Annotated in this window: 8 protein-coding genes and 4 pseudogenes; 6 read left to right on the top strand and 6 right to left on the bottom strand. The window is 42.1% G+C overall.

What is annotated here, in order from left to right; translation table 11 throughout:
• The first annotated feature begins 6 nt into the window (after positions 1-6).
• From NXX38_RS09185 to NXX38_RS09160, 6 genes and pseudogenes are all read left to right on the top strand, one after another.
• A pseudogene (locus NXX38_RS09185) lies at positions 7-1,291 on the top strand (MFS transporter).
• A gap of 46 nt (positions 1,292-1,337) precedes the next feature.
• Complete coding sequence (locus NXX38_RS09180) at positions 1,338-2,189, top strand: ATPase (RefSeq protein WP_195648826.1); 852 nt, start codon at positions 1,338-1,340, stop codon at positions 2,187-2,189.
• A 31-nt stretch (positions 2,190-2,220) separates the two neighbouring features.
• The gene (murQ, locus tag NXX38_RS09175; protein ID WP_258979327.1) at positions 2,221-3,036 is read left to right on the top strand and encodes an N-acetylmuramic acid 6-phosphate etherase; all 816 of its coding nucleotides are present in this window, start codon (positions 2,221-2,223) and stop codon (positions 3,034-3,036) included.
• A 261-nt stretch (positions 3,037-3,297) separates the two neighbouring features.
• Positions 3,298-5,837: pseudogene (locus NXX38_RS09170) on the top strand (glycosyl hydrolase 115 family protein).
• A 187-nt stretch (positions 5,838-6,024) separates the two neighbouring features.
• Positions 6,025-8,460, top strand: coding sequence for a glycosyl hydrolase family 95 catalytic domain-containing protein (locus NXX38_RS09165; protein WP_148364024.1), 2,436 nt, complete (start codon positions 6,025-6,027; stop codon positions 8,458-8,460).
• Positions 8,461-8,619: 159 nt separating this feature from the next.
• Positions 8,620-12,639 carry a two-component regulator propeller domain-containing protein gene (locus tag NXX38_RS09160; RefSeq protein WP_258979325.1) on the top strand — a complete coding sequence of 1,340 codons (4,020 nt, stop codon included), beginning with the start codon at positions 8,620-8,622 and terminating at the stop codon, positions 12,637-12,639.
• A gap of 21 nt (positions 12,640-12,660) precedes the next feature.
• On the opposite strand, the gene NXX38_RS09155 is transcribed toward NXX38_RS09160, so the two are convergent.
• The 6 genes and pseudogenes from NXX38_RS09155 to NXX38_RS09130 form a co-directional block, all read right to left on the bottom strand.
• Positions 12,661-14,040, bottom strand: a complete 1,380-nt coding sequence (locus tag NXX38_RS09155) for a glycoside hydrolase family 43 protein (protein WP_148364026.1) — start codon at positions 14,038-14,040, stop codon at positions 12,661-12,663.
• Between the two features lie 11 nt (positions 14,041-14,051).
• Entirely contained in the window at positions 14,052-15,968 is a 1,917-nt protein-coding gene (locus tag NXX38_RS09150) for a sialate O-acetylesterase (protein WP_258979322.1), read from the bottom strand.
• 33 nt (positions 15,969-16,001) lie between these two features.
• Positions 16,002-17,304: pseudogene (locus NXX38_RS09145) on the bottom strand (cellulase family glycosylhydrolase); the annotation flags it as partial.
• Between the two features lie 127 nt (positions 17,305-17,431).
• Positions 17,432-19,630, bottom strand: coding sequence for an endo-1,4-beta-xylanase (locus NXX38_RS09140; RefSeq protein ID WP_258979319.1), 2,199 nt, complete (start codon positions 19,628-19,630; stop codon positions 17,432-17,434).
• 18 nt (positions 19,631-19,648) lie between these two features.
• A complete protein-coding gene (locus NXX38_RS09135) occupies positions 19,649-20,707 on the bottom strand; it encodes a DUF5627 domain-containing protein (protein WP_143867439.1) in 1,059 nt (352 codons plus the stop codon).
• A gap of 26 nt (positions 20,708-20,733) precedes the next feature.
• Positions 20,734-22,522 (bottom strand): annotated as a pseudogene (locus tag NXX38_RS09130) (RagB/SusD family nutrient uptake outer membrane protein).
• Positions 22,523-22,554 lie beyond the last annotated feature (32 nt).

Raw genomic sequence — 22,554 nt, 5'->3', positions numbered from 1 at the left:
AATGCCATGACAACACCCACTATAAAAAGAAATCCCTGGAGTTGGATTCCAACCCTCTATTTTGCAGAAGGATTGCCTTATGTAGCGGTAATGACTATTGCCGTCATCATGTACAAACGTCTGGGATTATCCAATACCGAAATAGCCTTATACACTTCCTGGCTTTATCTTCCCTGGACTATCAAGCCGTTATGGAGTCCATTCGTCGATCTGGTAAAAACGAAACGTTCCTGGATTATCGCCATGCAAGGGTTCATCGCCGCCGGATTTGCAGGCATCGCCTTTTTTATTCCAACGACACATTACGTACAATTCACTCTTGCTTTCTTTTGGTTATTGGCATTCAGTTCGGCTACGCATGACATCGCAGCAGACGGTTTTTATATGCTCGGACTCAACAACAAGGAACAATCTTTCTTTGTAGGCATCCGAAACACATTCTACCGACTCGCCAATATTTTCGGGCAAGGTATTCTCGTCATGCTGGCAGGATGGTTGGAAACCTCTCAAGGCAATATCCCTCTGGCATGGAGCATCACTTTTTACCTCCTGGCCGGATTATTCCTGGCTCTTACTTTGTACCATCGCTTTATCCTCCCCCATCCCGATTCCGATGTCAAACGTCCCAGACTCACAGCAGGTAAGCTATTAGAAGACTTTCTTCTGACTTTTGTCACTTTCTTCAAAAAAGAAACACCTGGGTCTCATGTTCTTTTTCCTGCTCACCTACCGATTGGGAGAATCGCAGCTAGCCAAAATAGCTTCCCCCTTTCTATTGGATACCGCTGAAAAAGGAGGTCTGTCCCTATCTACGGCAACAGTCGGAATGATCTACGGGACCATAGGTGTCGTAGCTTTGCTACTGGGAGGAATTATCAGCGGTTTTCTCGTTTCCCGTGACGGTTTCAAGAAGTGGATATTGCCCATGGCATTAGCCATCAATATTCCCGACCTATTATATGTGTGGATGGCAGCCACTACTCCGGACAATACAATACTGATTGCCAGTTGCGTAGCCATCGAACAACTAGGGTATGGCTTCGGCTTTACCGCTTACATGCTTTACCTGATTTATATTGCGGAGGGTGAACACAAAACTGCCCACTATGCCATCGGAACCGGATTCATGGCACTTGGAATGATGCTTCCGGGCATGCCGGCAGGATGGATACAGGAACATATCGGATATACTCATTTCTTTATATGGGTTTGTATCTGTACTCTGCCTGGTATTATTGCCGCACTAATGATTCGTAACCGGCTGGAAGATTCTTTTGGAAAGAAACAATGAACTTACTTACTGAATAACTTAACACATTAAAAAGATACATCAAGATATGATACTTATTGCAGATAGTGGTTCTACCAAGACCGACTGGTGTGTCATCCTCAACGGCACACCTATCAAACGGATTGGAACGAAAGGGCTTAACCCTTTCTTCCAGTCAGAAGAAGAAATTCAGCAAGAGCTGACACATTCCCTCCTGCCACAATTGCCAGAAGGGACCATCAATTCCGTTTACTTTTACGGTGCAGGTTGTACACCCGAAAAAGCTCCCGTTCTCCGCCGGGCGATAGCCGACAGTTTACCTGTTGTCGGAAATATCAAAGCCTACTCGGATATGTTGGCTGCTGCCCGTGGATTATGCGGCCATGAAGCAGGCATTGCCTGCGTTCTGGGAACAGGCTCCAACTCCTGTTTCTATGATGGAAAAGAGATTGTCAACAACATCTCTCCTTTAGGCTTTATCCTGGGAGACGAGGGAAGTGGAGCCGTCCTTGGCAAATTACTGGTGGGAGACATTCTGAAGAATCAACTTTCGCCTGCCATCAAAGAAGCATTTCTAAAACAATTCGACCTGACAGCTCCCGAAATCATCGACCGGGTTTACCGTCAGCCCTTCCCGAATCGTTTTCTGGCAAGTCTGTCACCTTTTATAGCGCAACATCTGGAAGAGCCGGGGATAAGACAATTAGTGCTTGGCAGTTTTATTGCTTTCTTCCGAAGAAACGTAATGCAATATGATTACACGCAGTATCCTATACACTTTATCGGATCAGTGGCTCACTGCTACAGGGAGATATTACAAGAAGCTGCACAAGAGACAGGAATCAGAATTGGAAAGATTCTGCAAAGTCCGATGGAGGGATTAATTTTATATCATACCGCTTCATCTCAATCCTTGTAATTTGTATTTTTAGTCAATCGCCATTACCAATATGCAGATAACCGAACAATCGTCGCTCTACGACAATTTAGAAAAGAAGTCCGTACGGGAAATATTAGAAGACATTAACCGGGAAGACCAAAAGGTAGCGTTAGCCGTTCAAAAAGCCATTCCACAGATCGAACTGCTCGTCAACCAGATTGTGCCCCGCATGAAACAGGGTGGACGCATCTTTTACATGGGCGCAGGTACCAGCGGCCGCTTGGGAGTGCTGGACGCTTCGGAGATACCACCGACATTCGGAATGCCTCCTACCTGGATTATCGGATTGATAGCCGGTGGAGATACCGCCCTGCGCAATCCGGTAGAAAGTGCCGAGGACGATATGAACCGGGGATGGGAAGAACTTACGGAATATCATATCAACCCCAAAGACACCGTGATTGGCATTGCTGCTTCGGGCACTACTCCTTATGTAATCGGTGCCTTGCGGGAAGCTCGCAAGCATGGCATTCTGACAGGTTGCATCACCAGCAATCCGGATTCTCCGATGGCGGCAGAAGCAGATGTCGCCATCGAAATGATTGTCGGTCCGGAATATGTCACGGGAAGTTCGAGAATGAAATCAGGCACCGGACAGAAAATGATTCTGAACATGATTAGTACGTCGGTGATGATTCAACTCGGACGGGTGAAAGGAAATAAGATGGTAAATATGCAGCTTAGTAACCATAAACTAGTGGAAAGAGGAACCAGAATGATTATGGAGGAATTGGGATTAGAGCATGACCATGCACAAAAATTGTTGCTGTTATACGGTTCGGTTAAAAAAGCGATTGGCGCTTATCAACACTCAAAAGACTATTAAGCACACTAAAGCCCCCACACATACAAGATAAAAAGATTTTGAAACAAAATCAAAAATATTTATTGAGCAAATCTGTTTGTTCACACTCCCTCATATTATTTCTAAAGAAAAAACTTCCCCAAAAAGTCGATAGGTATCAACAGTATAAATAATTGTAACATACCAAAAGCCCGTTCTTATCAATACCAACTATCTTTGCATCGTGTCACAATACAAGTGGAATAATAAATAATTAACCACAAATTATTAAATATTGAAACCATGAAAAAGTTATTTCTATTCTTCTATCTCTCTGTTGTGGGTATAGCGGCATTTGCCGCTGAACCATTCGTAGTATTCACAGCAACCGGCAATCATTTCCCGTTGGTTGCCAACGGAGTTCCTTGTCCGATATACATAGATTCTTCCGAAGACAAAGGAGTCATGATTGCTGCCGGCAATCTTCAACAAGACATACTGCAGGTATGCGGAGAAAAGCCCGAACTCTTAACAAGCGCAAGTTCAAAACAATGTATCATTGCAGGTACTTATGGCACTCCTTTTATAAAGAAGCTGATGTCGGCAGGAAAAATAGACAAAAAGGAATTGGATGGGAAAAATGAAAAATATATCCTGCAAATCATCGCCAATCCTTGTGAGGGAATAGATGAAGCGGTAGTTATCATCGGCAGCGACAGACGTGGTACTATTTATGGTATCTACGAACTTTCCGAACAGATGGGAGTATCTCCCTGGTATTGGTGGGCAGATGTTCCCGTCATGAAACAACCCAACGTATATATTAAACCCGGACAATACTCGGACGGAGAGCCGGCCGTAACCTATCGCGGTATCTTTCTGAATGATGAAGCACCGTGTCTTACCCAATGGGTAAAACACACTTACAGCACCAACTATGGCGACCATCGTTTTTATGCACGGGTGTGTGAACTGATACTACGCCTAAAAGGTAATTTCCTTTGGCCGGCCATGTGGAACTGGGCTTTCTATGCTGACGATCTGCAGAACAGCAAGACAGCAAGTGAAATGGGAGTCATTATCGGCACGTCCCACCACGAACCGATGGCACGCAACCATCAAGAATGGTCACGCAAGCGCAAAGAATATGGTGCATGGGATTATACAACTAACAAAAAAGTGATCGATCAGTTTTTCCGTGAAGGCATCGAACGGATGCAGGGCACAGAAGATATCGTAACCATCGGTATGCGCGGAGACGGTGACGCAGCCATGAGTAAAAGTACCAATGTGAAACTTCTGGAGAATGTAGTCAAGAATCAGCGCAAGATTATTGAAGAAGTCACCAAACGTCCGGCCAAAGAAACTCCGCAAGTATGGGCGTTGTATAAAGAAGTATTGGATTATTACGATAAAGGTATGCGTGTGCCCGATGATGTAATCATGCTATTGTGTGATGACAATTGGGGCAATGTATGCCGCCTGCCAAATGCCAAGGAACGTAAGCATCCGGGCGGTTGGGGTATGTATTACCATGTAGACTACGTAGGTGCTCCGAGAAACTCCAAATGGCTGAACGTAACCCCTATACAAAATATGTGGGAGCAACTTCAACTCACATACGATTATGGAGTAGAAAAGCTGTGGATACTGAATGTAGGCGATTTGAAACCAATGGAATATCCGATCACGCTCTTCATGGATATAGCATGGAATCCCAAACAATTCAACGTCTCTAACTTGCTGGATCATCCCCGTCGTTTCTGCGCGCAGCAGTTTGGCGAAGATCAGGCGGATGAAGCTATGCGAATCTTAAACCTGTACAGCAAATACAACGGCCGAGTGACGGGAGAAATGCTCGACCGGAATACTTATAACCTGGAGACCGGCGAATGGAAACAAGTATCTGATGAATATCTGAAACTGGAAGCGGAAGCTTTGAGACAATACATATCACTAGAACCGGAATATAAAGATGCCTACAAGCAATTAATCCTCTTCCCCGTTCAAGCCATGGCAAACCTGTACGAAATGTATTATGCACAAGCCATGAACCATAAATTGTACAAAGAAAACAATCCGCAAGCTAACGAATGGGCAGATAAAGTGGAACAGGCTTTTGCACGGGATAAAGCGTTGAGTGACGATTATAACAACGTTATGTCCGGCGGCAAATGGAAGAATATGATGATTCAGAAACATATCGGTTATACATCATGGAATGATAACTTCCCTGCTGATACACTGCCTAAAATCTACCGAATCAAACATCCGGAAAAGGCTGCCGGCGGATACGTCTTCACTGGGCAAGACGGATATGTAGCTATGGAAGCCGAGCATTATTACAGCGCTAAAGCAGCACCAAGGACGGAATGGACAGTGATTCCCTATATGGGACGTACCCTTAGTGGCATGGCTCTGATGCCTTACACACAACCGACCAGCGGAGCTTCTATCTCCTACAAGATAAAGTTGCCTAAAGGAATTGACAAGGTGACTGTCCATGTGATAGTTAAATCAACTCTTGCTTTCCACGATCGCAAAGGACATGAGTATAGTATCGGATTTGAAGGAGGAAAGGATCAGACGATCAATTTCAATCATAACTTAAATGAGCTTCCTGAAAATGTATACAGCATATACTATCCGACAGTTGCACGACGCATCGTTGAGAAAAAGCAAAACTGAATGTACCGAATACATCAGACGGTATGCAAACAATCACTTTCAAACCTCTTGATCCGGGCATTGTACTTGAGAAGTTGGTTGTAGATTACGGAGGTTACAAGAAATCCTATCTGTTTATGAACGAATCAAAGAATAAGAGAACAAACCTGCAATAAATATATAAAACAACTAGAGAATATAATGACAGTCAACAGAAGATGCATGGTTTTATCCTGTGGAACATACACCCTATACATTAGTAACATAAATATAGAAAGAAGTTACTTCCAAGATAGATTTCAGAAACACTTTTTTGCCTTATGTATTGGGAAATGAACTACCTTTGCTACAAATCCATACAATATGAACAGAAACACTTTTTTTGTATTATTCCTATTAATAAGCAACCTTGTTTCAGGACAGGACCTGAAGCTGTGGTATAGTCAACCTGCACAAAATTGGTCGGAAGCTCTTCCTATTGGTAACTCCCGTCTTGGAGCCATGGTATATGGCGGAATCGAACGCGAAGAATTACAACTTAACGAAGAAACATTTTGGGCAGGTTCTCCATACAATAACAATAACCCGAATGCCGTACATGTGCTACCGGTTGTACGCAAACTGATTTTTGAAGGGAGAAACAAGGAAGCGCAAAGGCTCATTGACGCCAACTTCTTAACCCGGCAACACGGAATGAGCTATCTGACATTAGGTAGTCTTTACCTAGAATTTCCGGAACACCAAAATGCATCCGGCTTCTACCGCGATCTGAACCTGGAGAATGCAACGGCAACTACCCGTTATCAAGTGGATGACGTCACTTATACCCGCACCACTTTTACTTCATTTACTGATAATGTCATTATTATGCATATCAAAGCAAGTAAAGCAAACGCACTGAACTTTACTATTGCATATAACTGTCCTTTAGTACATAAGGTGAATGTTCAGAATGATAAGCTGACCGTCACCTGTCAAGGGAAAGAGCAGGAAGGTTTGAAAGCCGCACTACGGGCAGAATGTCAAATCCAAGTAAAAACGAATGGCACTCTCCGCCCGGCAGGAAATACTCTCCAAATAAATGAAGGAACAGAAGCCACCCTTTATATATCGGCAGCAACCAACTACGTAAACTACCAGGATGTCAGCGCCGATGAATCCCACCGGACCAGCGAATATCTGAAAAGAGCAATGCAAATACCTTACGAAAAAGCTCTCAAAAACCATATCGCTTATTATAAAAAACAATTTGACCGTGTACGCCTTACATTACCGGCAGGCAAAGCTTCCCAACTGGAGACTCCCAAACGAATTGAAAACTTCGGAAATGGGGAAGACATGGCAATGGCAGCTCTACTTTTCCATTATGGGCGTTATCTGCTGATTTCTTCTTCGCAACCGGGTGGGCAACCGACTAATCTGCAAGGTATATGGAATAACAGTACTCATGCACCCTGGGATAGCAAATACACCATCAATATCAATACAGAAATGAACTATTGGCCGGCAGAAGTCACTAATTTAAGTGAAACACATAGCCCGCTATTCTCAATGTTGAGAGATTTATCCGTCACAGGAGCCAAAACCGCCCGAAGCATGTATAACTCACGCGGATGGGTGGCACATCATAACACCGACTTATGGAGAATCTGTGGTGTAGTCGATTTTGCAGCAGCCGGCATGTGGCCTAGCGGCGGCGCCTGGTTGGCCCAACATATCTGGCAACATTATCTTTTCACCGGAGATAAAGAATTTCTAAAAGAATATTATCCGATACTGAAAGGAACCGCACAATTCTATATGGACTTTCTGGTGGAACATCCTACCTATAAATGGCTGGTGGTAGTTCCCTCCGTATCACCGGAACATGGTCCGGTCACTGCCGGATGCACCATGGATAACCAGATTGCTTTTGATGCACTGCATAATACCTTACTGGCTTCATACATCGCTGGTGAAGCCCCTTCTTTCCAAGACTCCCTAAAACAAACGCTAGAGAAATTGCCACCTATGCAAATAGGGAAACATAACCAACTACAAGAATGGCTGGAAGATGTTGACAATCCCAAGGACGAGCACCGTCATATTTCACATTTGTACGGGCTATATCCGAGTAACCAAATTTCTCCATACTCGAATCCCGAGTTATTTCAGGCAGCAAAAAACACATTGGTGCAACGCGGTGATAAGGCTACCGGTTGGAGTATCGGCTGGAAAGTCAATTTCTGGGCACGTATGCTGGATGGAAACCATGCCTTCCAAATCATCAAAAATATGATTCAACTATTGCCCAACGATAACTTGGCTAAAGAATATCCGAGCGGACGTACCTATCCCAATATGCTGGATGCTCATCCGCCTTTCCAGATTGACGGTAATTTCGGTTATACAGCCGGAGTAGCGGAAATGTTGCTCCAAAGTCATGACGGTGCCGTACATTTATTGCCGGCATTGCCTGATGCATGGGAAGAAGGGAGTGTGAAGGGGCTGGTGGCACGTGGAAACTTTACTGTTGATATGGACTGGAAAAACAATGTGTTAAATAAAGCGATCATCCAGTCGAATATAGGCGGTACGCTCCGCATCCGGTCTTATGTTCCCCTGAAAGGGAAAGGCTTAAAACAAGTAAACGGGAAAGAGTGCTCAAATAGATTATTCGCCACCACTCCTATCAAGCAACCTCTTGTAGCCAAAGGGGTAAGTGCGCAGTCTCCCAAACTGCAGAAGGTTTACGAATATGACATCGAAACAAAGGCCGGTAAAAGCTATATTGTAAATACAATAAAAGGAAAACAATAATACATAAGGAAAGGTTAATCTTTTCTCATGTTACATTTTTCACGAACGATGTTACAACATCCGATTGCACTCCCGGAGCCTATTGAAAATATTCATCTTTTATTAGGTTATATTTAGGTTTTTAGTTTTCTTTGTACTACCAACAACGATCTATAAACTATGAGAAATGTATTGATTTTTCTATTATCATTGTTTTCTTTGTTATGCAACGGACAATCTCCTAAGTTATTCACTACTGACAAAGAGCTATCCAGTAGTCTGATTAATCAAATATATCAAGACCGAAACGGTTTCATTTGGATTGCAACAGAAGATGGTCTGAACCGTTATGACGGTGCTAAATTTACCATATACAAACATGAGCCTAATAATGAACATTCGTTAGCACACAATTTTGTTCGTACTGTTTTTGAAGACAGCAAAGGTCATTTGCTTATCGGCACATATATAGGAATTCAAATGTATGATCCGGCCACGGACAATTTTACTCCACTTGCCAAATTGGAAGATACCGGAGAAACGCTTGAAAGCAACATTAATTCTTTCATCGAGCGAAAAAACGGAGAGATATGGGTATCTGGAAATGTGTTGTGCAAACTAAACATCAAAGACCATCTGTTGACTGTCCGGAAAGTCGATATTGCAGTCACTTCACCCGGGAGCCTGTTTGAAGATAAAAAACAAAATGTATGGATGGCAAAAGGGGAAGAAGGAGTATATCAACTCACTCCCGACAATCAGCTTACGTTACACTTGTCTAAAGACAACGGATACGTCAAAAGTATATGTGAGGATCAGCGAGGCAACATTTATGTAGGAAGTATACGAAAAGGGCTATTCATTTACGACAAAGAATGTAAAACCTTTGTCCCTGTCGATTTGAAAGAGAAAGGAGAACTTCCTGTTTGCTTCCTTTATTCTGGTATACCAAATGAATTGTATATCGGCACTGACGGCAAGGGAGTAGCCATTTATAATATCCGAACACACGAAATCTCCGAATACAAGTTTGACAATAATTATTTTGATTCGGGGAACTCGAAAATACACTCCATCCTAAAGGACAATTCGGGTAACTTATGGTTAGCTGTTTATCAGAAAGGAGTTATATTAATTCCAGCCCGCACCAACAGCTTTAAGTATATCGGACATAAATCAACAGATAAAAATTGCATAGGCTCCTGTTGCATTACTTCGTTCTGCAAAGATAATAACGGGACTCTATGGGTAGGAACGGATAATGACGGTATTTATGCCCTTACAGAAAAATTAGAGCCGGCAAAACATTTCTCACACACCACCCATCCTCATTCAGTCCCCTCAACTGTTATTAAATTGTATGAAGACTCCGAACACAATATGTGGATTGGTTCATTTATCAACGGTATGGGAAAGCTGAACAAACAGACAGGATTATGCGATTACCAGTACCAACTGGTAGATAAGAACAACAACTATATACAACGTGTATATGACTTCGCAGAAGATAAAAACAAGCGTCTTTGGATTGCGACAATGGGATTCGGTTTGTTCTACTATGACCTGAAAACGAAAGAATTTACATCCGTACAATCTCAAACATCTTTAATCAACGAATGGATAGGTTGCCTGCACTATTCCGATGACAATAAACTGTATGTCGGAACTTATGACGGTGTCAACTGTATAGACCTTGACAGCCCTGATTTTCAAAGTCATAAGATACTCTCACAAAATGTTATTTATTCAATCTTTGAAGATGCCGACGGAGTTGTCTGGTTAGGCAGTTCCGAAGGATTATCCGGTTGGAATAAAAAAACGAAAGAACTAACCAGTTATACTACTGCAGACGGATTGCCCAGTAATACAATATATGCCATACAAGGAGATGGAAATGATTTTCTTTGGATAAGCACCAATGCCGGAATTTCCCAATTCCAAAAGAAAAACAACAAATTTATCAATTATTATGTCAGCGACGGATTACAGGGAAATGAGTTCTACAAGAATGCCTCCTTCAAAGATAAACAAGGTATTATCTGGTTTGGCGGAATGAATGGCATCACCTATTTCAATCCACAAGACATTATCAATCCGGCAAAAACATGGAATATCCGGATCACCGACTTTTTCCTGCATAACAATCCGGTTAGAAAAGGAATGAAATCCGGTATTCATAATATTATCAACTGCCCTGTATTCAACGCAAAAGAGTTTTATCTATCCCATAAAGACAATGTGTTCAGTATCGAGTTTGCCACTCTGGAATTAAATGCCCCCGAACATATCAACTACCTTTATTCTATCAACGATGAAAAATGGATTAGTTTGCCCAAAGGTGTAAACCGTATCTCATTCAGCAATCTGAAACCCGGTACCTATAACTTTAAAATCAGAGCAAAAGACAACACTGTGTATTCAAATATAAAAGATATTACCATCTTTATATCTCCTGCATGGTATGCTTCATGGTGGGCCAAAGTTATCTACTCCTTATTATTACTGACCATTATATTTATCATTATTCTTCAGATCAGACATCGGTACAGAATGCATCAGGAAATGCTGCAACATATCCATGCCGAACAAATCAATGAAGCAAAATTGCAGTTCTTTATCAACATCTCTCATGAGATACGCACTCCGATGTCTCTAATCATCAGCCCTCTACAGAAACTGATTAAGAATGAGGACAACAATGAACGCCTGAAAATATATCATATTATCTACAGAAATGCGGAACGTATTCTGAATCTTGTCAATCAACTAATGGATATTCGGAAAATTGATAAAGGACAAATGTTCCTGATGTTCCGGGAAACCAACATTATTCCTTTTATTGAGGATTTATGTACAACTTTCAGTCAACAGGCAAATACAAAAAATATCCGGCTACAACTTCACAGTACGCTCCGGGAACTAAATGTATGGGTAGACACAGGTAATTTTGATAAGATTATCCTGAATATTCTGTCTAATGCCTTCAAGTTTACTCCTGAAAAAGGAAACATAGATATTACCATCCGTACGGGAGAAGATAATACGCTGCCCACTCCCTTGAAACAATATGCCGAAATAATTATCTCGGATACCGGAACAGGCATCGATGAACAGGAAAAAGAACATATCTTCGAACGTTTCTACCAGATCCGTAACAGCCAACAGAATCCAAAAGGCGGAACAGGAATAGGATTACATCTGACTCGTTCATTAGTGGAATTACATCATGGAATTATCTATGTAGAAAATAATAAAGAACAACCGGGTTGCCGTTTTATTATCCGATTACCGTTGGGTAACAAGCATCTACGACCTGAAGAAGTTGACAACAATAAGCAAAAGGTAACAGTTACCGTACCAACTGTTCCTGTCATCTCTTCCATTATAGAAAATGAGGAAGAAAAGAAAGTCAGGGTAAAAACTAAATATCGCGTATTAATTGTAGAAGACGAAGAAGAAATCCGAAATTATATAGCGAAGGAGTTTGGGGACAAATTTCATATCATGGAAAGCCGTAATGGTAAAGAAGCATTAGAGCAAATATTTAAAAAGGCTCCGGATTTAGTCATTAGTGACATCATGATGCCCGAAATGGACGGACTTACCTTATGCCGGAAGATCAAGCAGAATGTAAACCTCAACCATATCCCAGTCATTTTGCTTACTGCGAAAACGAGGGAAGAAGACAACCTTGAAGGTCTGAATACAGGAGCCGACGCCTATATCATGAAGCCATTCAATATCGAAATTCTGCAAAAGACGGTAGAAAATCTGATTAATACACGGCAGCAGTTACGCAAAGTATTTACAGGCCAGCAAAACCAGGAGAACAAGGTTCAGAAACTGGAAGTGAAATCACCCGATGAGAAATTGATGGAACGTATTATGAAAGTGATCAATGAAAACATCAGTAACCCTAACTTGACAATAGAGACAATCACCACCGAAGTAGGTATCAGCCGCGTACATCTTCACAGGAAACTCAAGGAGCTCACCAACCAGACAACCCGTGACTTTATACGTAATATACGTTTAAAAGAAGCCGCTCGTCTATTGTCCGAAAAACAGCATACTATATCCGAGATAGCCATGTTAACAGGATTCACTGATCCTAATAATTTCTCGACAACATTCAAAGAATTGTATGGAATGCCGCCTTCAATGTATATGAAAGAGCAGTTGAGTAAAAAAGAAGAGTAACCCAACTGCTCTCTAGCATGTTTATCTGTTAAACTTGTACCAATCAAAGTTAAACAGTTTACAGCCTTTACGTCCTTTGAATACAAAATAAATATCTTGTATTCCTGTGACCGGTTTTACAATATCAGCCTGCAATGTTTTCCAGCATTCCCAACCTCCCGTTGAAGGAATAGTCAGTTCCGCAATTAATGGTCCGCTTATACTGTCTGTACGTACTTCAAGTGTCCCGCCACGAAGGGCACTGGCAACGGTAGCTGTAAACCGTTTGGGAGATTTATTGCCGAAATCCACTTCACGTACCTTTAGATAGTCTCCATTATGAATTTCAGATATATATATACCGGTTTTCACATTTGGCTCGGACTTCACTCCTTCAGAAAACGCTATAGTTTCAGCTTCCACCCTTTCGTAAGGATTGAGCGTACCTATCGGTGATGCCCCTCCCCGGGTAGCATTAATAATCGGGAAAGTACCGTCAGCGTTATATTTGAACTGCTCCACCGCTGCACTTCGCCCGAAGCCTCCACCCCCCGGCAGCTTACCCGTATGATAGAAAAAATAAGAATTGCCTTTATAGTCTATCACCCCACAATGGTTAGTAAACGAGCCTGTATCTTGTAAAGGCATGATTTCTCCCATATACTTCCACGGCCCAAGAGGTCCGTCACTCATAGAATAGGCAATATGTTCGGGTACACCTCCGGCAGCATAAAGAAGATAGTATTTTCCTTCCCGTTTATGAAGCCATGGGCCTTCTGTATAAGTATCTTTATACTTAACACCTTTGACACGTTTTTCCGGATTGGGTGCACCAAAGCTCTCAACAGTCTGTTCCAGTTTACCCACTTCACCTTTCAAAGAAATCATATCTTCATTCAATTCTGCATAATAGATATTCGGATTTCCCCAATACAGATAAGCACGACCGTCATCATCTATATATACGGTAGGATCTATATAATCCCAGCTCCCGTCATGAAGGGGTTTACCGATGGCATCCTTAAAAGGACCGACAGGCGTATCACCGACTGCCACACCGATCGCCATGGTATTGGTCAGTTTAGAGTGCAAACAGACATACCAATAAAATTTACCATTACGTTCGATGCACTGTGCTGCCCAGGCACGATCGTCCGCCCAAGCAAATGATTCAATAGCAAGAGGAGAACCATGGTCAGTCCAGTTCACCATATCTTTGGTAGAATACACGCGCCATTCCTGCATCCAGAAAAAATCCGCCTTATCTTCATCATGTCCCGTATAGACATACAATGTGCCATCATGCACCATAGGGGCAGGATCTGAAGTATAGCATGTTTGTACAATCGGATTTTGCGCAGATAAATGATGTGGCAATATCCCTAAAAACAGCAATACTGCTGCAACTTGTTTAAATTTCATATTCGTATTATTTAATGTTTAAACAGATTTGGAAGAAACTCTTTCAGGCAACGTCTCCAAGTCAACCATTCATGTCCCGTACCTTTCGATTCATAATAATCCACTTTGATTCCCAATTCACGGAGTGATTCTACCATTTTCTTTGTTCCCATTTGTTCTTCCGTACCACAACCAAGAAAGAAATAATTCACTCTTTTATTGAATCCGTCCGCATCAGAAAATACTCCGTTAAAACAAGTTTTCATGTCCAGTCCGAAAATTGCTCCGCTAAAACTCCCTATATAAGAGAACTTGTCAAGGTGGGGCAGTGTAGTATTGAAAGTCTGGTGTCCTCCCCACGACAATCCTGCCATTGCACGATGTTCGTGGTCGGTCTTGGTGCGGAACGTACGGTCTATCATAGGTATCAAGTCTTTCAGGATAACATCATAAAAAGTTGCGCCATACAGAGCCCGCTCTTCGTTTATATCCTTTCCGGGACGCGGCCGGAACGGAGCTTCCACATCTCCGCTATCCATCACTACCAACATCGGCACACACTTGCCAGATGCAATCAAATTATCCATAATGTGATTCATACGTCCTTGTGTGCCCCAGCCGGTTTCATCTTCTCCCATACCATGCTGCAAATATAGTACCGGATAACGCTTCTTCGGATGAGTTTCATACTCTGCCGGCGTATATACCATACACCGACGAAACTCTTTTTGTGTTTCCGAATAATACGTACAGGAACGAACTTGTCCGTGAGGTACTTGTTGAGGACGATAATACTCCCCCTCTTCACCTTCAGAGATTTCGATACCACTTGCCACACGGCAACAACCGAAGAACGTATAACTGGAAGGATCTGTTACCGACACTCCGTCTGCTATCAGGAAATAATAATGGAATCCTACAGGTAGAGGGTCGGTCGTTACCGTCCAGAGTCCTCCGGTATCTTTCCACATATCATACTTCTTTCCGCAACAATCCACTTGTAGCTTGCTAGCCTGCGGAGCATAGAAACGAAAATGAGCACGCCCCTCTTTATCCACCCGAGGATAGTCATATCCCAGAATATTAGTGGACGCCGGTTGGGTAGTAATCCCGGAGTTTGGTTCTTTCTCTAACAAAAGGAGTCGTTTCTCGGCATACCGCACTCCCAATTTTCTGTATCCTTCTGCCGTGAAATGCAAATTATCTTCTGCGGCAGGACAGCCTGAAGAAGGAATCACGTACGCATTCTGAATCACCTGTGGCAGCGTATTGATTATCTCATTCATGCTTGCACATCTGCCATTCTGGTCGGCATGCACTACTTCTCCCGCCAGTAAGGGAACATCCTTTGCCTGAAGATTCAAATCCCTCAACAGATTCTCATAGACTCTCTTTACTTTTTGAGGCCACTCTTTATCACCGGTATTAGACTCGCCTTGATGCAACAAAATACCTTTAATCACCCCAGCTTTCTGTGCTTCTACAGCCAATTCCTTTAGTCTACGATAAGGATTATTACCGTATGCTTTCACGGTAATTCTCAGCCATTCCGGTTGAGAGGCAATATGTTCTTCGCAATTCTCCTCATCAAACAGTTCAATCCTGCAACCACCTACAGCTACATTGATAACACCTACCTTAATATTATCAGGCAACCTTTTCACCAACGTACGCCCGAAATAATCGGTCGGTGTTAACCCTGTATGGCAACGTACTAACGGAGGAATAGCCTTATACCACTGTCCTTTGACACGTCCCAAAGACGGACAGTCAACAGCCGCCATCATCAGAAAACGTTCATTGACATTGCACGTATCCTGCGCTTCAATCTTTGCATTCCCTTCCATATTGGATTGTCCTAAACAAAGGTAAATATGGAAATTAGGGTCTTGTGCAAAGGCAAATATGCTTGCACATAACATACAGCTCAATAAAATAATATTTTTCATTTTGTAACAAAATTGATATTATTATTCATCCATTTCAGCATACTCTTTAAACCAGTGATAAATAGCCCACGGGCACGCTTCCGGGTCATTCAAAAAAGTATAGTTTCCCGGTTCACCCGCTACATCCCTAAAAGCAGCCAGTTCATGAGACTTTGTAGTAAAGAACAGCCAGGAAACATTGCCGGATTGATCGGCTATGTATTTGAAATTAGCTCCAAAACCTCCGCCTTTCGCCACTCCCGTAATACTTTTCCCCCATGTTGCATCATATTTCTTCGGTGCCCAGTCTATCTCAGTGAGCAAAACTAGCTACCGGACCTACTTGCTTGTCCCAACCACGTTGGAAAGGTTCATATCCCCCTCCTATAGAGGATCCATTTCCTTCACCACTGTCCTGTTCGGCATCACTTCCATACCAGCCCGGATAACAGTGTACGGCAAAACCTATATTTTCTCCTTCTATACGATGGTCTTTATAGCCACTATACTGAGATTGCCAGCCCAATCCGGGTACCCAAATGATATTGTTACAAGCATTTCCACGTATTTTATCAACAATCGCCTGAAAATACTTTTGCATATTAATGAAGCAAGCATCACCGTCTCCTCCATATATACCGTCTGCACCTTTTATATGAACGGGTTCATTAGCCAACTCGAACATAATCCCAGGATTATTCTTCACAACAGCATTCTGCGATACAATGTCCCACACTTTCAGTAGAAACTCCTGATAAGAATCTCCCAACTCTATACCTAGATACCTGTTATCTTCAGTATCACCTGCATGTGGACAAACTCCCGGCGGGCGCATCACCACATACATCCCTTTAGAAATAAAATATTCCGCCATCGGGACAAACAACTCTTTCAGGTACTTCTTGAAACGTGTTTCCGAAAAACGTTCATGTTCTTCATAACGTACATAAGGCAGCGTAGTATCATCACTCCAATAAGGATCCATATGCAGACGTACAAAGTTAAATTTCCATCCGGCAGCCAGTATTTTATCCACCATACTTTTGTTATAGCTAAGGCAACTGCTTACATCATAATTACTCCATGCGTTGTTATTAAAATAGGGACTATAGGTCTGCGTAAATCCATGCAAGTTGACAATTTTCCCTTGTTCATTTTTCAGATAACGTCCCTCTACATGTAAAGAAACAACCAGTTTCGGAGAATCAGGATCATCATCCGATTTATCACCACCGGTATCATCACCGACTGTTGTTTCTTCTGTTTTCTTTTCATTTTCCTCTTGCGAAATTTCATCCTTGCCACAAGCAGAAAACAGCAGACAAGACAAAGTTAATATACCTATTATTCTTTTCATAATTTCATCAATCTATTTAATTACATCTATTTAAAATAATAGCGGAGCTCTATCGAGAGACTCCGCTATCCGGACGAGCGTGCCTAATCTAAATCAGCATAAACTACATGATAGTTCTCTATCTCATTTATTTACTGGCAGTACCATTTTTCAAACCTTCAAGGAAACCAACATAGACAGGTTTGCGATTGTAATTCAAATCCCACAGACCAATTGGTTGTCCTTTTCTCCAGAAGGAGTTTTCAGAAGGGCTGTCTGTCGGACTCCAATGAGTGATGCCATATTGCTGTGCCACTGGAATAATCTCAAAGTATTTCTCAATAATAAACTGATAGAAATCAGACATATTCTGCTGCATTTCGTCTGTCAGATTCTCTGTCAGTATCGTTTCACCGGTTGCATCGACAATCCCCATATCCAATTCTGTGATCTTTATGAGCTTACTGGTAGAAGCTAACAGGGTAAACATATTGATAATGGCGTTTTCCTTACTAGCCTGAGTAGCAGGATTCATATAGTAAGACACATGCATTTGAGTACCGATACCGTCCACCTTTGTTTCCCCGTCAGACTCCCAACGTTCGATCCAATGTATCAAGCTCTTTAACTTCTTATTCTGATCCCAGTCGGATTCCAGATTATAGTCGTTAATAAAAAGCTTCAACTCATCAGGATTACCACCGAACTCCGCAAAATACTTACGCGCAAACTTAATCGGAATACGGGCGTAATCATCACCCAAATAATCCTGCCAATAGAAGTTCTCACCGGAGACACCATTATCATCTGTTTGAGAAGCTGACTGAAGATCGTAATAGCCATCCCCATCCGAATCTTTTCCGGAAATAGGTTCATTCACGACATCCCATGCCTTAACATAACCACCGCAAGATTCCAACATACCTTTAATCCAACGCTCCAATTCGTTCGTTAGGATTTCTTCTTTCTCTTCCGGAGTCAGAGGAATCGTATTACCCGATTTCTGCCAATATATAGACAAATCATCAATATAGATGGTACCGACATACTTCCCATAATTAAAAAGAATACGAGTAGCCGCATCTCCCGTGCAGTTGGTAAATACAGTAACCTCTTCCCATTCTGTTGTAATTGGTATAGAAGGGAAGTCACCACGCCCGGCAAATCCGTCCGGTTTTTGAAAGGCCGCCCCAATACTACCTGCTACACTGCCTTTAATCTTCATCTTTAAGAAATAGGTAGTCCCTTCTGTCAAAGGAGCTGAAAAATCATAGCCAGCCTGTGCTTCCCAAGGATTTACTTCCGACGAATTTGTCATTTGATGTACTCCGTCAATCACCTGCCGAGTCGAATTATTTCCCCACCCCATCATAGCTGTTCCACTTGAAAAGTCATCCTCTAATATATATACATTAGTTAACACGGATCCACTTTCCTGAACCTCCTCTATACCATAGGTAAAATCAATCCAACTCGCTTTGCTCCATCGGGACAAATCTTTGCTTTCTTCGAAAGTAGAGTTTATAATCAAATTTCTATCAGAGCCCGCGGCAGTCAATGTTAAATCATCAAAATACAAATCACCGCCAAACAAACCGAAACAGAATCGTAACCTATCTATATCAGCAGAAGGCGTAAACGTGAATGTGTTAGTTGACCATTGCTCACCCGCTGAAAAAGTCCCTGCACCATATTGAGTGTCAGATCCATCTTTCTTCCCGGGCCAGAACGGAAAGGTTATAGCCGAAGAAGCCTTCATCCGCACACTTATGGTATATTCTTGATTTGCTATTAATGATTCATCTAAATCATAATACAATTCCCAATCCCATACATTCGCTTGAGGCTTCGAGGTTTTTATATGAAGTGCGATTTCTGAACTTCCAGGAACCGGTTCCGGTTCTTTATCAGCAATCAGCCCATTCAAATAAGCATTTTGCTGCTGTGAATGCCAACAGAGCGTATGCCCGTAAATACTGATTCCCGTTTCTTTAGCAGTTTTCACAAACTTCTTGACTGTACCGAAATCCATATTTCCTTTGGCATCTACACAGGAGCTATATTTCATGGCATTACCAGCCGTCACGTCGTCATAGTTATTGACAGTCAAAGTATAAACCAAATCTTGCTTCAAGAAGTCACTCACCGTGACTCCCGTTCCCAACTTGAAGTCGGGATGGGAGATACGATCAATATATGTTTTCAAATCACCATATTCGTTCAAGTACTCATACTTTTTCAGACTCTCCGGTTTCTCCGTCTTGTAGTCCGCAAAAAGCGCATCCGCACAAGATACAGTTATTCCGACAACCATAGCAAGCAGTAAAATTCTATTATAGTATTTCATATTCTTCTAGTTTAACGATTAATTCTTCACATAGACCGGCGTAAAATCTTCTCTTGCCACACCACGACTATGCGCAACCAATGTATCTTCTGTTTCAAACTTTAATCCATTACTGAAATCCACAGTATACTTCAAATAAATGGCATCACGATCTTTATTGCCCCAACTATTCTTCTCACCGTCTTGAACAAACTTACCTGTACCAGTAGCCGTAACGCCGTCCAACCCGGAAACCACACATTCATCGCCATTAAAAGCCAGCAGTAACTTATAACTGATATTACGCGGATTGTCCGTTGTCCCCAAATTGGTAGTAACTGTAAGAATGGTTTCAGTCAAGGATTTTGTTACAGTCTGACATATTTCATCATCTTCTACATACTCGTTATGACGATCATTCTCGGTAGTTGTCCCGTTTTCTGTCACTTTGTCCACGCCATGACGCAGATACTTACCAGTCCATTTATTGATGTATTTCACACAATAAAGTACATAATCCTGTGGTTGCACCAACCACACTGACGAATTACATCTGACGGCTTCTGCTCCTTCGGACAAAGTACCATTCAAAATACGGTCAGCATTAGTCACACCTGTCATTACCAAAGGTATGACATAGGTAGCGGTCAGCGCTTCGGGATCAGCAAAGAAAGCATCAGTAAATGAGACTTCCACACCATCCATCAATACATTCTTCAGAGTGATCTTATCATCGGATAATGTATAGTAATTGGAAGGCATAGCTTTTACCGGCACATTCTCAGATGTAGAAGTGTACGAGTAATAAAGGTTATCACACAATGTATTGTCTACTTCAATATCTATCGTGATATCCTTCTTATTAGCATAAACACCGCCCATAGTAGCATTAATCTTACATTTATGAGCGTTGTCCAACGTCGTATCATACTCATCTTCACCCATAACCAACGTTCTCACCGGATACTGGGTTGCAAAATAGACTGAAGTGCCGCCCTCATAATCAGGAAATTCATTATCTTGATTTTCACAGGATGTCATCGTCCATGAAACAAAAACTCCAACTGACATGGCAAATATTAATTTAATTAATTTCATATGCTTCATTATTTATTATTTTACAATTATTTCCAACCGGCATTCTGTTCCAGATTGCTCCACTTCATTACTTCAGCAAAAGGTATTGGCCCGTAAATCATATACTCCTCATACTTTCTTTTCTCTACCGTAAGCGGAGAGTAGCTCATTATAGAACCGCTCTTGCTTATTTCCACCCCAAGAGCAGTTTCATTCAGTTTGGTCAAATCAACATTCCAGCGACGTAAATCCCAGAAACGGAAATTCTCAAAACAAAGTTCGATACGGCGTTCATTACGGATTAGTTCACGCATCTTGTCTTTATTATCCTTTATGCTCTCCAAATAAGCATCTCCATTATCCAGACCTAAACCGGCACGCGTACGAATGGCTTTGATTACATCATAAGCACTAAAAAGATGTCCATGATTATTCTGTGGTCCCCAAGCCTCATTAGCCGCCTCCGCATAAATCAGAAACATCTCTGTATAACGGATACGTGCCGTATAATGCTTCTTCTTTGTATTATACTGTGAATTAGGGTTACACTCTTTACGCAATAGTTTCCGCAAGTAATAACCTGTACGAGTAGACTTTCCGCTTTCCTTATTCACAACGTCCGTATTCGTACCGTAAGTCCCTGTAATAATTTCCGTATCACTAGGACCTTGCTTGCTACCATTGTAAACGATGTATTTTGCCAAACGCGGATCACGGTTATCATACGGGTTTTCTGCATTGTAATTGCCTGATGTTTCAGAAATAGGGTAACCATTCGCCATAGGAAAGGCATCCACCAGATTCTGGGTAGGATTGACACGACCGTTTCCGTAAAGTGATGGAGGAAAGTTAGCTGTTTCCAATGTATTATTATCATCTGTACTACTACGCCAGATAACCTCGGCGGGACTGCCGCCCGTTCCATAATCTTTATCCGCAAGTGTATACCACTCCAATCCATCTGCATCCAGCCCGCAGCCGCCGCCACCGTTAGCTTTCTCTATAATTTCAGCAGCATAATCGGCAGCTTGTTCCCAAGTCATTCCCGACCCGCTTTGAAATGCCGGACTGGCAGCTAACAGAGCCGTTTGTGCACGGACTGCCAATGCAATCCGTCCGCTCATCAACCCTCTATATTCTTCACCACAAACACGCCGATAATCACTCGCATTCGTCACACCGATGTTTCCTATATTTTTCCGGTATCTCACTATCTGCAAATTTCTTATAATCGAGCGGCAATAATTCGATAGCCTTACCGGCATCTTCCATTATTTGCTTCACGCAATCGGAATAAGTGGCACGAGCATGATTAAAATCCGCATCCGGTCCTTCTGATTTCAAAATAATAGGTACTCCCATCAATGTGCCGTCCGCAATCTTACCACCATGTGCACGTAACAAATAATACATATGCAGTGCACGCAACCCATAAGCCTCTCCTTTCAAACGATCAAGAAACATAGTAGAGATACGTTCGTCTTTCGCCCATTCTACCTTATCCACATTCTCTAAAAAAAGATTGATATACAGGATAGCGTTGAAACGATTCTGCCATTGGGAAACCGGATTATTATTGGCAGTCCAGGAACCTGTAGCCATTCGCAGATAGTTACTGGAAATCTCATTAGTCACAGCATCATCCGTAGCCAAGTCACTTGTAGGTGAAGTTTCGTAAGGGAGTATAATATAAGCGTTCGCAAGTATACCCTGCGCATAGCTCGGCTCTTTATGCATAGCTTCAAGATCTCTGTTGTTCTCCAGTGCCGGTTCAAACAAATCGTCACAAGCAGTCAGCAGAGGTAAGAAAGCCAATAATTTGAATATATTTTTCATAATTTCGTTCTTTAATTATTGAAATAATCTGT

It is taken from the genome of Bacteroides sp. BFG-637, assembly GCF_024793605.1.
In the GTDB taxonomy this organism is placed as follows: Bacteria; Bacteroidota; Bacteroidia; order Bacteroidales; family Bacteroidaceae; genus Bacteroides; species Bacteroides vicugnae.
This window is presented reverse-complemented; position numbering and strand designations above follow the sequence as displayed.